Below are 13587 nucleotides of genomic sequence, written 5' to 3' on the forward strand. Positions count from 1 at the left end.
ATATCCTGGGCGCTGCCGGATAGTAGGGAGCGAAACAGAATGACAACTCTCACCTACCTCGCGTGCTCAATCATGGCGGCCGCCTGGCTCGCCGCCGGCAATGCCTCCGCCAAGGAATTCCCTTCGCGTCCAATCACCGTTGTGGTGCCATTTGCGGCAGGCGGACCAGCGGACGTGCAGGCGCGCATAATCGCCGAACGGATGAAGGTCACGCTCGGCCAGCCAGTCATCATCGAAAATGTCGTCGGTGGAGCAGGAAGCGTGGCGGCAGGCAAGGTCGCCCGCAGCGCAAACGATGGCTACACCGTGAGCTACGGCTATTGGGGCACGCACGTTCTCAACGGGGCGATTTACCCGCTGTCCTACGACGTGGTGCAGGACTTCGAGCCGATCTCGCTGCTCGGGAACAATCCGCTCCTCATCCTGGGACGGAGCTCATTGCCTGCTGAAAACCTGCAGCAACTCGTCGAGTGGCTGGAGGCGAACCCGGACAAGGCTCTACAAGGCACGTCGGGTGTGGGCAGCGCCTCCCACGTCGCCGCGATCCTGTTTCAGCATTTGACCGGCACGCACTTCCAGTTCGTGCCGTATCGCGGCGCGGCGCCTGTCATGCAGGACCTGATCGCGGGACGCCTCGACGTGATGTTCGATCAGGTGTCGAGCGCGTTGCCGCACGTACGCAACGGCGAACTCAAGGTGTACGCGGTCACAGCGAAGAAGCGCTTGGCGTCCGCTCCCGAAGTCCCGACCGTTGAGGAGGCTGGACTCCCGGGCCTCCAAATATCGGTTTGGCACGCTCTCTTCGCGCCAAAAGCAACCCCACGACCTGTCATCGCCAAGCTGAACGCGGCCGTCGTCGACGCGCTGGCCGACCCCGTCGTCCGTGAGCGGCTGGAGAGTCTCGGCGTCCAAATCCCAACACGCGAACAGCAAACGCCTCAGGCCCTGTCAGACCTGCAAAAAGCCGAAATCCAGAAGTGGTGGCCGATCCTCAAAGCGGCAAACGTCAGGGCCGAATAAGCTCTGGCAGGCCGACCCGTCTCCCGGTTTCTCAACTAGTCACAAGGCACCCACCGAAATGATGCCGAACCAGCGCATATTGATCGCCGGCGCAGGACCAGTCGGCCTCACGGCAGCCGCCTGCCTGGTACGGCGCGGTATTCCGGTGAAGGTGTTCGAAGCGTCCGCGGCGCTCACCACGGAATCGCGGGCGACGACCTTCCATCCACCGACGCTCGATATGCTCGACGACCTCGGCTTGGCCGAATCGCTCGCCCAACGCGGTTTGATTGCGCGCCGGCTGCAATATCGCTCCGGACGCGACGAGGTGATGGCCACCTTTGACTATTCCGCTATCGCCGACTCGACACGGCATCCGTACAGATTGCAGTGCGAGCAATTCAATCTCACGCGCATCATTCACGATCAACTGTCCGGCAATCCGAACTACCAAATCGAGTTTGGAACGCGAGTTAGCGGCGTTTCGCAAGATCGGACCGGCGTCACCGTCGAGCTCTCATCGTTCAGCTCCGCTCCGCGAGAGGAACGCGGCAGCTGGCTCATCGGCGCCGACGGCAGTCACAGCGCGGTGCGCAAGGCGCTTGGCATTCCGTTCGAAGGCTTCACCTGGCCCGAACGCTTTCTGATCGTAGACACGTCTTTCGATTTCCATACCGCGCTCGCGGGTGTGGAATCGCTGACCTATGTGGCGGCACCGATGAACTGGCGCTTCCTGTTGCAACTCCCCTCGAGGTGGCGCGTGATATTACCGCTCGCGCGAGATCTGCCAGATGCTACAGCGACCAGCCGCGCCTTTGCCCGAACCGCGCTGTCAACGCTTGCTTCCGGAGTTGACGACGGCGAGATCGCACACATCGCCCTCTTCAAAGTGCACCAGCGTGTCGCGGCGGCATTCCGCGCCGGGCGCGTCTTTCTCGCCGGCGATGCTGCTCACATCAACAATCCGCTGGGCGGGATGGGATTGAACGGAGGAATCCACGATGCGGTGAATCTGGCGGAGCGACTGGGTGAGTTTTGCACAAGACCGGCTCCAGACACTGATTTGGATCTTTACGATCTGCAGCGCCGCGCGGTGGCAATCGAGCATGTGCAGAAGCACTCCATCCGCACCAAGCGCAATCTGGAAACCAGTGACCCTGACGAGCGAGATGGCTTCCGCGACGAACTGAGACGGACGGCGAATGACCGACAACTGACTCGCGAGTTCCTACGAAGAGTATCGATGATCGCGAGCCTCGATCGAGCCAAAGAGCTGGGGGTGCTCTAACGTCTCCTTCTGGCTCTTAGTCGACGTCTCACCAACCGACGGCGAGTTTAGCCGGCGAATTCGAACGCGCAGGCGCCGGCCCCTCGGAAGTAGGCGCGCCGTCTTCCTGAAGTTGCCGAAAGCCCCTCACATATCGAGGGTCGTCTTGCGATTCTGGCCGAGCTTCGGCTCCCGAAGGACTGCGAAGAGCGATTGAGCCTCATCGGCGGCAATCGGGCGTGAGCGCCGGACCAGCGGCAACCTGCGATCGATGCCAAGCGAAGCGGCTTGGCCTGTCCGCTGGATCACGGGAGGCTCTTCGCCGGTCACTTCGATTCCGCACTAGCCGTGTACTCATAAACCGGCGGCGTGGTTCGCTTCGCTCTGATACCGCCCCTATGCGCGACCGCGGCAATGTCGCGAGGGGCAGAAGCCGACGCGACGTGGGTGTTCATTTTGCTCGCTTCCAAACCACATCGACGCTCTCCCCGCTTGGAGGACGAATAGTTAGCGTGAGCTGATCTCCAGTGATCGCAACGAAGCGTTTCTGATCTGAACCATTCCAATTCGGAAAGGAACTACCTTCAACATGAATTGCGACGCTGCGGTCTTGGTCATTCACCGAGTAAGTCCCGAAGTAGGTCTGGGTCCCATTGGCTGTTGCTTCGTTTTCTTCCGCAGAGCCTCGCCAGAGCGCATTGCTTGCGTACTTGGCCCGGTCTGAGCGCATAACCGTGATGATGTACCGCCCGCGTGCGTCAAAAATGGCCATACCCGTTGGGTTTGCTCCGAACTGCCGCAACGTGGTGCCGTCGCTTTTCATTTGTTCCCACGAGAGAACCGTCCACGTTCCAACGAGTCCTTTCTTCAGCCATGACTGCTGACTAAAGGCAACAGCCCCAAAGCCGTGGCAATGCACATACCGAGAACGCTACGGTGCTTCATTGGTGTCCTCCGTGGCTCCGCCTTGAACCTGTTCCGCACTGTAGAGCTACAGGAGATTATAGGAAACCCCGCTCGTGAACGCCTGATTTCCAGATGTCCCGCTTCTGCCGGAAGCACCGAAGGAGGAGCAGATGAGCAATCGCACATAAGGGCGGAAGCCGCCGACAGCCGTCCCCTTCACGATCACCGTGGTGCCGCTCAGCAGGACCACCTCGTGGCTCCAGTCGAACTGGTAAGCTTCGCCTGGGGCAAAGCTCAGCGGGACATAAGCGGCCGCGGTCGATGCCCGCCAACGCGCTGGATTCGACGAAGACGCCTTACCAAGTGACGACTCCCAGCACTGCGAGTCCCAACCCCCCAAAGACTGGTAGCGCCACTAAAGCGCCCGCAGCGAAGATCATCAGCTCCTTTTTCGTGAGGTCCGTCATCTTGCCCTTCCTTGCACCATTAGGGCTTGGTGAACGGCCGATGCCGGTATGAAGTTCCGCTCCCGCCAATTAGCCGCTGTCCTGCTCGCGACAATGGCCTAGCTTCCCCGCGTCATAAATCCCGCTCTACCTAGGAACGCCTCGAGGGAGAGAGTACTTGATTTTGTAGGCCTTCAGGAGGTCATGTCATGCATCGCGCATTTATTGTGACAGCACTTGCAGCAATGCTTGCTAGCGCTTCGTATACAGCGCTGGCGCAAGGCGGTGGATCCGGAGGAGGCAGCAGTGGGGGCGGTGCATCTTCGGGAGCTTCAAGCTCGTCTGGAATGGCAGCTGGCTCGATGTCGAGCAGCGGGAGTGTAAACGGTACGGGAGGCTCACCCGGCCCGAACACGAGCAACGCGCTTAGCCACGGGACGACAGGCAACAACCTGAATAGGTCAACTGGTGGTCCTCCCCAGGCCGGAAGCACTTCGTCAAGCTCCACCTCCTATAGCAACCCAACGGCAAACAACGCCGTCAATAATTTGGGAAACACTAACAATACCGGCATTCTCGCGCCAGGTAGCAAGTAGCTACTGGATATGATCGCACCGCGACACAGACTACTCTTCGAGTAGGGCGTGGACGCATATCGCGCGTGGCCAGCCATAGCCGGATAGATGCCAGTTAGACGAAGGCAAGGCTCTCTTTGAGTTTACGATCCCGGCTCGTTGATGGAATGCCCGCTTGTGGCCCATCGCGTCCGCTGGTCCGATGCAGTGGTCTGTCCGGAGCTAGGGGGAGAAGCCGACCTGCCGGCTGAGCACTCAGACTTCTCACTTTGACCCGGAGCGGACCTTCGGAGAGTTCGACAAGTTTATGCCGATCCGTTGGTGTTCTGGAAAGAGTTCCCGTTCAAGATGCGCCCCGGGAGTTGGACATGAACCGCGATGATCTTCGCTCGCATCGCTGTATTCATCGCCGCGCTATGCTCGGCTGGGTCAGCGACCTTACCGCTCTTGACTGCTGCTCCTGCCGGATGTCCGAGCTGGCGTCTTTCCCAGTGGTCCGAAGGCTCTCCGTGGTCTTTGCTGGTGGCGTGGCCGTTTGCGACCCTAGCCCTCCCGCTTTTTATTGCCATTCGTTGGGATTGGTGCGTTCGAAAGCAAGCTGAATATGACACCTCGTCAGTACCGATCCCGGGCGAGTACGTATTGGCTCGCGTGTGCCTCATGGCAGCCGCTTTTTCTCAGATCCCGTCGCTGATGGTGCTCGATTGCTTAACCAGGTAGCTAGATGAAGTGTGCCCCGCTGGCACCTCAAAGATTGCAGCCTACCTGTGAAGCCTTAGTCCTGATTTGGCCCGAATGCGAAGCCCGCGCGGGGCTCAGAAATGTCGGCTCGTGGCAGACGGGAAGCGGCTGGAGGACCTTCTGAATGGCGCTCTTGACCCAAACCGGATTTGTGGCTTGTCGAATTTCGATCCGACCTTCTCATCGGATCAAACGGAGCGCGACGTTGCTTTTGCAGTCCCGACCTTTCCCATTCTTACAGACTTCATAGAAGTTTTATAAAATCAATGAGCTGGCGGGGGAATAAACTTTGAAAACACAATTGCGTAGTTGGCTCACGTTCAGCTTGATAGTTACGAGCCTATTTTTTTCGTTCAATCGCGCTGTCGCGCAGAACGCGCTTGTCACCGGAGATGCTGCGCGCTCATTTGACTCCGAACTCGACTCCTTCTTTAAAGCCAAGGATTGGGGGCACCTGACTGCAGCGCTGGAACACCCACCCAGCGATGCAACTTCCCTATCAAAAGGACTCGTGTGGTTGAAGTCGCGCGTGGATGGCGGGGGCGGGTTTCTGCTAACGCTTCACTATATGCGCTGGCTTTGGATGATAGGGATTAGCAAACAGATAAGCGACCCCGCCGCAGACCCCCGGATGAGCGCCGCACTGCTTTGGTTGTACGCCTTCGAACTAGCGGCGATCGATGGCGCGAAATGCGAGGATAAAACTGCACCATCCCATCGAGTGGACCAGTTGATCGAGAAGAACGGCGTGATCTTAGCGTTCATGAAAAGCCAATCCACCGAGTGGAAGGAAAAAATTGTCGCGTTGGCACTGGGGTACGAGACCCGTACCGCTCCAGCCAGACAGGATGACGATCTGCTTTGTAGAGGTGGTTTGCACGAAATACGAGCCGGGTTGGCGAGAGGAACGCAGCAAGAGGTTTCAGATAAGCAGGGTTATCCAGGCAAGTCCGTAGAAGTCACTGGGCCACCGGATTACACGCCGCGTTTCTTGCCGGGCGAAGTCTACGGCTCGGCACAGGTCGAAACCCGAAGGACGATGCGGGAGAAATTGCTCAAGTTAATCCAGTGAGGGCGTCGCAGAACCACAATACCAAAAGCTGAATTGGTGGCGCTCCGGGCCAAAGTCCGAGAGCATCTTAGATGAGAACTGGCGACCAAACTACGAGGTCTCGTAGAACAGCGAATTCCGTTTCTGGCCCATCGCGTCCGCTGGTCCGATGCAGTGGTCTGTCTGGAGCTAGGGGGAAAGCCGACCTGCCGGCTGAGCACTCAGACTTCTCACTTTGACCCGAAGCGGAAGTCAGGTCTGGCGCATCGGCCTGCTTCGCACTAGTCTTGCAAAAAGAAGGGGTTGAAACTTTGTCGCGATTGGTAAGTGAACTTAGGAGGACCGGCTTTGGTCAAGTCGCTAACACGTCGGGCGACTGTCTTATGTCTTCTCAGCATCGTTAGTCCGGCAAGGGCAGCTTCAGCGAAGGTTCGGCGAGTTGCTCTGGTGACTTCTGGACATGGGGGCGCGGTCCTCGATATTATCCGCAGTTCCTTCAAGGATGCAGGTTATGAAGAGGGCAAGAACCTAGTCATCGACTTTCGAGCGGCGAACGGCCGCTACGCCGATTTGCCTCAGTTGATTGATGAGCTGATCGCGCTCCGTCCTGACCTGATAATCGCGGAAGCAACGCCGGCGGTTGCCGCTGCGAAAAGGGCATCGAGCACAATTCCCATCATCATGGCGCCGGCTAGCGATCCGATTGGCTCCGGCTTCGTCAAGAGCTTCACTCACCCAGGAGGGAACATCACGGGTGTAGCCAACATGTTCGGAGACACCACGACAAAGACACTGGATATTATCCGGCAGGTGTTTCCGAAAGCGACCAAGATCGGGATCTTGGTTTCCAACAATCCAACTCACCCGGTCTTCGCAGAGGTCACGGAGCAGGCGGCAAACAAGGCGGGTCTTTCTGCGACTCGTTTTCTCGCCCGCAATCCGGAAGACCTGGAAAAGGTGTTCGCGGAGATGAAGGCTGCAAAATGTGACGTCGTTTACGTTCTTGCTGATCCTCCACGAGCCACTCTTCCTCCGATCGCATTGCGAGCGGGCTTACCTACTATCTTCCAGGTAAGCACTTACGTCACGATCCACGACGGATTGGTGAGTTATGGTCCAAACATGCGGTCGTTGTTCACGAAGGCGGTTGAATACGCCGACCGAATACTTAAGGGCGCAGAGCCAAAAGATATACCTGTCGAACAGCCAACTACCTTCGAGTTCGTGATCAATCTGCGAACTGCACGAGCTTTCGGAATCGAAATCCCCGAACGCGTGTTGCTGATGGCTGATCGGGTAATCGAATAATGCCTCATGTCGGCTTGTGGCCCATGGCTGACTTAGAGCCCGGATCGCGGCGGAGTCAGCTTCGGAGAAATGAGCTGACCAAGTTCATGAGGGCAGCAGAGAGCAGCTTTTGATCCGAAGCCGACTTCCGAAAGGCTCCGGCAGGGGTACGCCGCGGACCCTCAGCGAACAGGGGCCAGCCTGAGGCGACGGCCACACGCCATGAGCCTCTCGCTAGCCTCTCGCTGCTCGATTGCACTGTGTGGCCGTTTAGCCGTAGGCTGCCCAGTGACCCAGAGTGGCGGGAAGCCATGGTTGTCGAGACGCGCTATGTGACCAGCGGCGAGGTCTTCGTCGCGTACCAAATATCCGGACAGGACGGTCCGGATTTGCTCATGACCCCGGGCTTTGTATCGCATCTGGAGCTGTCGTGGGAGAATCCCAACGCCGCGCGGTTCCTTAATGACCTCGGCTCGTTCTCGCGACTGATCCGATTCGACAAACGCGGCACGGGTCTCAGTGATCGTGGCGTCGGTGTCCCGCATCTCGATGAAAGGATCGACGATATCCGCGCCGTCCTCGACGCCGCGGGTTCCAAGAGAGCCTACTTGTTCGGTGTCTCGGAGGGCGGGCCGATGTCGATTCTGTTCGCAGCGACCTACCCTGAACGGGTCGCCGGCCTTATCCTGTTCGGCACGTATGCGCGCACGGTTGGCGCCTCCGTTCCGTTTGACGATTTTGCGGGACTCGAGCGTGATATCCGGTCCAACTGGGGTTCCGGCAAAAGTCTGCCAAGTTTCTCCCCATCGGCAGCCGCAATTCCCGGAGCCATGGAGCGCTTCGCCAAGTTCGAGCGCTCCGCCGCCAGCCCGTCTGATGTGATCAATCTGATGCGTATGAACCGCGAGATCGACGTGACCGCCATCCTGCCGTCGATCCGTGTTCCTACGCTTGTCATGCACCGGTGCGACGACGTACGGATTCGTGCACTCGCCGGGCGCGAGCTTGGAGAGAGAATTTCTCAGGCGCGCTACATCGAACTACCGGGTAGCGATCACCTCGCATGGTCAGGAGATCAGGATCGACTTGTCGAGGAGATCAGACAATTCATGGGTGTTTCCGCCACTGCCTTCGACGTTGATCGCGTCCTCTCGACTGTGCTGTTCACCGATATCGTCGATTCGACAAGGAGGGCCTCGTTGGTGGGTGACCGGCAGTGGCGTTCAACTCTGGAAGCGCATCATGCGACGGTGCGTTCGGAATTGGAGCGGCATCGCGGACGCGAGGTTAAAACTACAGGCGACGGATTTCTGGCGCTGTTCGACGGCCCGGCGCGCGCTGTCCGCTGCGCCCAGAGGATTGTCAGCGCGGTGCGGCCGCTCGATCTCGAAGTGCGGGCCGGCGTCCATACCGGTGAGGTTGAAATGATGGGAGACGATGTGGGCGGCATTGCTGTGCACATCGCAGCACGAGTAGCTCAGCATGCGAAAGCAAGCGAAGTTCTGGCCTCAAGCACGGTAAAAGACTTGGTGGCAGGTGCTGGCCTCAAGTTCGTCGATAAGGGACCCGCTGAGCTTAAGGGTCTCGCCGAGACAATGCGTCTCTTCGCAGCCGTCACCTGAATAAGTTCCGGAGCGTCGATTCCGCCCCGACCCCCGCTTGTGACCCACAACCGACGTCAGCTGAGACGATCCCCTATTGCGTTGACAGCGGAATAGATTGCGCCTGTAATTGAGGGATAATCTTCGCCGGCCGGAAAATGCCGAATGGAGAATTGGTCATGATAAATTTCAGCCGACGTGATGCTTTAAAGTTTTCTGCTGGGCTGACGCTTACGGCCGCGACAGGCAGCTTTTCCTGTTGGGAGGTGGCCAAGGCGGGCTCGATCGAGATCCCAACGGTCGACAAGCTCACCGTCAGGGTTCTCGTCGACAGCGCGAGCGACATCTTCTTTAAGCCGCAAGATGTGAGCGGGGTGAGGACCGAGCCCGGCCGATCGACCGATCCGAAGCGGCCATTGCATAGCGAATGGGGGTTGTCGCTGTACCTGGAGCCGCAGCGCGGCAATGAGAGGAAAACTTTCCTTCTCGATTTCGGTTGGACACCCGAAGCGATCAACGGCAACATGGAGCTTCTCAGGCTCGATCCTTCTAAAATCGACGCGCTGATCATGAGCCACGGCCACTTTGACCATTGGGGCGGCCTGCTCGGCTTCCTGGAGCGGCACCGCAAGGATCTACCGGTTGACCTCACAATGTATGCCGGCGGCGAGGACAATTTTTGCCCGCGCTACGTTAAGATGGGTGCCGGAGGCGACCTCGCCGACTTTGGCACTCTCGACCGCCGGGACATTGTCAAACAAAACGTGAAGGTTGTGCTGTGCGAAGCTCCAGTCGTGATCGGAGGTCAGGCCTTCACCACCGGCAAGATTACCCGCAGCAGCATCGAGAAAGTGCTTCCGAACAGCTTGGTGGGATTTCAGATCAAGGACGGTGCCGGCTGCAATGCCAGCCACTATTTGCCGGCAGAGATGGAAGGCAAGGTCGTGCCCGACGAACATATCCATGAGCACGCAACCTGCTTCAATCTGAGAGACAAGGGCCTAATCGTCATCTCTTCCTGCGGCCATGTCGGCATCGTCAATTCGGTGCGCCAGGCGATGGCAGTGTCCGGTATTGACAAGGTTCATGCCATCATGGGCGGCTTCCATCTCGGGCCGGCACCGGCTGACTATCTCACGAAGGTTGTCGCTGAGATCGCCAACCTTAATCCTGACGTGGTGATCCCGATGCACTGTAGCGGGCTGAACTTCACCCAGGAAGCGCAGCGCCAGATGCCGGGCAAAGTGCTCACTACAACGACGGGCACACGGATAACGTTCGGTATCTGATTAACGGGGCGCGCGGTGACCAAGCTGGCGGCGTGCGTGTTTGTTGTGGCTGCGTCGGTTATTGGCGCTGCGATGGCGGTCGCCGAACCGCAACCCTCGGCCGCGGAGATGATGGACGACCTGATGTACGCCCGGGGGCCAATCGGTGGAACGTTCACCCTATCTGACCAGCACGGAAAGATACGCAGCGACACCGAGTTTCGTGGCAAGCTGATGATCATCTATTTTGGCTACACCTTCTGCCCTGATGTCTGCCCGACCGACCTAATGGCAATCACGCAGGCGCTGGACGCGCTCGGTTCCAAAGCCGAAAGCATTCAACCGATCTTCATTACGATCGACCCCGAGCGTGACACGGACGTGCTTGCCGACTACCTTGAAGCGTTTCACCCCAGCTTCATCGGGCTGACTGGATCTTCCAAAACAACCAAGGAACTCGCCAATTCCTACAAGGCGTACTACGGGAAGGTGGAAGACAACCGGAGCGGCGAGTATTCCATCGATCACTCGGGTGTCATTTATTTGATGGGACGGAACGGCGAATACCTCGGCTTCATGCCGCCGCAGACGGGGCCGGATCGGCTCATCGAAATCCTTCGCAAGTATCTCGATTGACGCGCCGGACCTCCCGCTCCTCATTCATGATAGCAGCAATAAAACGTTCGATGCTCAGTCTGCTGTTGGCCCATCCCGACATACTGCGCTGCTGCACAAACTTGGTCGCTATATAGGAGCAAAGCGGACGTAGGCACCAGTCACATGACGCCGCCGGGTATAGGTACACGGCCTGATGCGCAGGCAAAAGCTGGTCCGAGATAGACTCGCAAGTACTATCGGCAGGGTCTCACTCCTTCCGTCGAAGGCAGGCCGAGGGTGTCGCGCAGCTCCGATACTGACTTCTTACCGAGATCTTGCAAGCTCACTAGCGTTTTGTCAGTCGCATCGCGGACCTCCCCGACCGTTTTGAAGCCGGCGGCCTGAAGCGCGTTTTGTACACGCGATGGCAGACGCACGTTTGCAAGAGGCGTGTCGTCGGGCAATTCGGGAGTTGGGGCCAAATGGGTGGGAGCCACCGCCTCACGGGCAAGCCGCTCGTCCCGGAGCCGCTCCCGATTAGCGCCGAACGCTTGCTGCGCCTTTATGTATTCTGAAACCTCGGGTTCAGCTTGGCGAAACATCTTTTCTGCCGCTAGTTGAGCGGCGCTGGCCGGCTTGGAAATAGAGTTGTCGTTCATCATCACACTAGATCCTGGACGGCTGCCGTGTGCCGTTCGAGGCAATAACGGGCGTTGTTGAAAAATAAACTCAGTCTCGATTTTCTGACGTCGGACGATGATGCACCTCAGCAACTTGCGGGCCGGCGACCTCGCCCCCTATAAGCAATGCAAGAAGTAGCGCTGCTGCAACCAAGCAGCCAGCCACGAACCCGTAAAAGCGCCAGTCGCTAAAGCTCATCATAACTCCTGAGCATCAACGAGGCTGGAGCCTCCACGTTCCGCCGGGGCGGACCCCATGGGCCTTAACTTCTGTCCTTCTTGGCGAGCTGAACGACCGGGAGCGAGACCCCGCCGAATCCGGCATTGGCGATGCTGATGGGCTGCTGGAACAGGCGACCCAGGACTGGCAGCAAGGCGGGATGGCATGAGCGGCCTGCATGCCTGCAGTCCTCCTGCGACTCAAATGCTGTTCGCGCGGAATGAGAAATCCTGATGGCTAAGTGCGTCTACGCGCCGCCGCGATTCAGGATTCGGCTTCTCGATGCGCATTCCGCGCTTTGAGCGAAGGAAGACCAAATGACAAAGAACAGGCTAACCGATCTCAACGACCATCTTTTCGCGCAATTGCTCGGCGAGCTGACGTACGTCGGCCGGCGAGCTTTGGTTCATCTGCTGAACCGGCATAGATCAGCCTAAGCTCTTCGGCAGGCGTAAAAAGAAGCACGCCTACCACCTTCCGAGGCAGCGTGGCCAAGGTATTCGCATCCACAGCGCATGCGAACTCCGCGCCGATCACGCTGCATCGGGGCGAGGAGCTGCCGGACGAGTGAGGTGGCATGGCATGAGGCCAGGCACTGGCCTGTTTCCGACCTCAGTGGCCCTATTTTGTTCTGGAGCGAGGTTAACAAAGGTTAGATTCCAAGAAACCAGATGGGCTTTCTTCGGTTGGACATCGATGGATGATGCCGCACTGAAAGCCCGCAGCGAACAAGCCCTTGTCGTAGTGACCTTCAGCACGGCAACGGTGATCGCATGCGTTGCCCTCTTGGTTTCGCAATTGTAGGCGGCCTTAGTCGGTGGCTTATTTGCCCCCTACGATCACACGGAAGCGGGGCGCAGCCAGTTTTTCTGGTGGAACCGAGCGCGATGTGAACTTCGTTTCAGTCCGCTGAGCGCGTTTGCAATTTGGGCAGACGAAGAGGTGAGCGATCATCACCGGCGTGTCTCGCACCAGCTCTGATCGAAACCACCTCATGTTGACGTGGCAGTCGGGACAAATCGGCGCTTCGAGCTCTCCCAGCGCGTTCTTCAGATTGTCCATGCTTTGCCCCCGCGGTCTCGGGAGAGTAGCAGGATCCATGGGCGCGCAACGTATCAAAACTTACACAACGGCCGAATTTAGACGTCCTCTCGCGCTCAGTCGGTCCTCAGCCATGCCGCGCTCTCTCCCCTAACAAAAAAGTGTATATACCAGATTTTCCCGGAAGGGTTACGATACAACCTGTTTTAGAATTTTGTATTGGGACCTACCCGTTGGCAACAAGCATTGAATCGATCGTTTCGGCTTACGTGCGCCTGAAGAACCGTCAAGCCTTGGAGAATATGCGAGAGCTCCGGCGCCAGTTGCTCGAACAGCTAGAGTCCACATCGGGCGTTGACCCGGCTCATTCAAGAGATGCTTTACTTGAGGACCTCCGAGTGATCGAGGGTGCACTGGAGCAGCTACAACCGCCGCAGCACGGCTGAGCCACTGACAAGCGGCCCGGCGGTTCACGCTGGGGAGCCTCTGTTCTCGTTTCCCGGAATGTTCCTATGCGCAGGAAAGAGACAGCTTGGCTGCTGTGCTACACTTCGTGATCAAAGCTGCGCATTATTTTATTTATAATCTGGATAAATAGTTTAATTATAAGCCGTTGAAAATATCCAGAGCACATGGAGTGATACCATGTCTGAGATGGAAGACAACGATCGGCGAGAATTTTTGAAGATCTGTGGGAAGTTTGCAGCCGTAACGCCTCCAGCCATGACTGTGCTGCTCTCGACGTCGTTGACGTCAGGCGCGATCGCATCATCCGGTGGTCGCGTGGTGCATTCCGACGGCAATCAGAATGATCAAGGTCAGAATAACAACTCGCAATGAGCCGAGTTGCCAGTTTTTCCTGGCACCGTAGTTTCACGCCGCCTCAGCGGGCGGCCTCTTTGCCTGCT

Annotated in this window: 11 protein-coding genes; 8 read left to right on the plus strand and 3 right to left on the minus strand. The window is 58.1% G+C overall.

Annotated elements, in window-relative coordinates; genetic code table 11:
- The first annotated feature begins 39 nt into the window (after positions 1–39).
- Both JJB99_RS12200 and JJB99_RS12205 read left to right on the plus strand, forming a co-directional pair.
- Positions 40–1020, plus strand: a complete 981-nt coding sequence (locus JJB99_RS12200; protein WP_200498991.1) for a tripartite tricarboxylate transporter substrate-binding protein — start codon at positions 40–42, stop codon at positions 1018–1020.
- A gap of 58 nt (positions 1021–1078) precedes the next feature.
- Complete coding sequence (locus JJB99_RS12205; protein WP_200495503.1) at positions 1079–2287, plus strand: FAD-dependent oxidoreductase; 1209 nt, start codon at positions 1079–1081, stop codon at positions 2285–2287.
- Between the two features lie 430 nt (positions 2288–2717).
- Here the strand turns inward: JJB99_RS12205 and JJB99_RS12210 are convergent, their stop codons facing one another.
- Entirely contained in the window at positions 2718–3089 is a 372-nt protein-coding gene (locus JJB99_RS12210; RefSeq protein WP_200495502.1) for a lipocalin-like domain-containing protein, read from the minus strand.
- A 2134-nt stretch (positions 3090–5223) separates the two neighbouring features.
- Between JJB99_RS12210 and JJB99_RS12215 the strand changes: the two genes are divergently transcribed.
- The 5 genes from JJB99_RS12215 to JJB99_RS12235 all read left to right on the plus strand — a co-directional run bounded on the left by JJB99_RS12215 (position 5224) and on the right by JJB99_RS12235 (position 10777).
- Entirely contained in the window at positions 5224–6006 is a 783-nt protein-coding gene (locus JJB99_RS12215) for a hypothetical protein (RefSeq protein ID WP_200498992.1), read from the plus strand.
- Between the two features lie 426 nt (positions 6007–6432).
- The gene (locus tag JJB99_RS12220) at positions 6433–7293 is read left to right on the plus strand and encodes an ABC transporter substrate-binding protein (RefSeq protein WP_200498993.1); all 861 of its coding nucleotides are present in this window, start codon (positions 6433–6435) and stop codon (positions 7291–7293) included.
- Positions 7294–7583: 290 nt separating this feature from the next.
- The gene (locus JJB99_RS12225) at positions 7584–8894 is read left to right on the plus strand and encodes an adenylate/guanylate cyclase domain-containing protein (RefSeq protein ID WP_200494858.1); all 1311 of its coding nucleotides are present in this window, start codon (positions 7584–7586) and stop codon (positions 8892–8894) included.
- 158 nt (positions 8895–9052) lie between these two features.
- Positions 9053–10162 (plus strand): MBL fold metallo-hydrolase, encoded by a 1110-nt coding sequence (locus tag JJB99_RS12230; RefSeq protein ID WP_200498994.1) that lies wholly within the window; start codon positions 9053–9055, stop codon positions 10160–10162.
- 15 nt (positions 10163–10177) lie between these two features.
- Positions 10178–10777, plus strand: a complete 600-nt coding sequence (locus tag JJB99_RS12235) for an SCO family protein (protein ID WP_246775218.1) — start codon at positions 10178–10180, stop codon at positions 10775–10777.
- A 215-nt stretch (positions 10778–10992) separates the two neighbouring features.
- On the opposite strand, the gene JJB99_RS36770 is transcribed toward JJB99_RS12235, so the two are convergent.
- Both JJB99_RS36770 and JJB99_RS12245 read right to left on the minus strand, forming a co-directional pair.
- Positions 10993–11400 carry a DNA-directed RNA polymerase subunit alpha C-terminal domain-containing protein gene (locus JJB99_RS36770; protein WP_200498995.1) on the minus strand — a complete coding sequence of 136 codons (408 nt, stop codon included), beginning with the start codon at positions 11398–11400 and terminating at the stop codon, positions 10993–10995.
- 1060 nt (positions 11401–12460) lie between these two features.
- On the minus strand, positions 12461–12700 hold the full coding sequence (locus tag JJB99_RS12245) for a hypothetical protein (RefSeq protein ID WP_200498996.1): 240 nt from the start codon (positions 12698–12700) through the stop codon (positions 12461–12463).
- Positions 12701–13324: 624 nt separating this feature from the next.
- Between JJB99_RS12245 and JJB99_RS12250 the strand changes: the two genes are divergently transcribed.
- Complete coding sequence (locus JJB99_RS12250) at positions 13325–13519, plus strand: hypothetical protein (protein WP_246774970.1); 195 nt, start codon at positions 13325–13327, stop codon at positions 13517–13519.
- Positions 13520–13587 lie beyond the last annotated feature (68 nt).

The sequence above is a fragment of the Bradyrhizobium diazoefficiens genome (assembly GCF_016616235.1).
GTDB lineage: Bacteria > Pseudomonadota > Alphaproteobacteria > Rhizobiales > Xanthobacteraceae > Bradyrhizobium > Bradyrhizobium diazoefficiens_H.

What these genes read in the sequence shown, in the direction of transcription:
- JJB99_RS12250 (WP_246774970.1), top strand. Translation starts at nt 13,325, where the DNA reads ATGTCTGAGATGGAAGACAACGATCGGCGAGAATTTTTGAAGATCTGT.
- JJB99_RS12225 (WP_200494858.1), top strand. Translation starts at nt 7,584, where the DNA reads ATGGTTGTCGAGACGCGCTATGTGACCAGCGGCGAGGTCTTCGTCGCG.
- JJB99_RS36770 (WP_200498995.1), bottom strand. Translation starts at nt 11,400, where the DNA reads ATGATGAACGACAACTCTATTTCCAAGCCGGCCAGCGCCGCTCAACTA.
- JJB99_RS12205 (WP_200495503.1), top strand. Translation starts at nt 1,079, where the DNA reads ATGATGCCGAACCAGCGCATATTGATCGCCGGCGCAGGACCAGTCGGC.
- JJB99_RS12210 (WP_200495502.1), bottom strand. Translation starts at nt 3,089, where the DNA reads ATGAAAAGCGACGGCACCACGTTGCGGCAGTTCGGAGCAAACCCAACG.
- JJB99_RS12245 (WP_200498996.1), bottom strand. Translation starts at nt 12,700, where the DNA reads ATGGACAATCTGAAGAACGCGCTGGGAGAGCTCGAAGCGCCGATTTGT.
- JJB99_RS12230 (WP_200498994.1), top strand. Translation starts at nt 9,053, where the DNA reads ATGATAAATTTCAGCCGACGTGATGCTTTAAAGTTTTCTGCTGGGCTG.
- JJB99_RS12200 (WP_200498991.1), top strand. Translation starts at nt 40, where the DNA reads ATGACAACTCTCACCTACCTCGCGTGCTCAATCATGGCGGCCGCCTGG.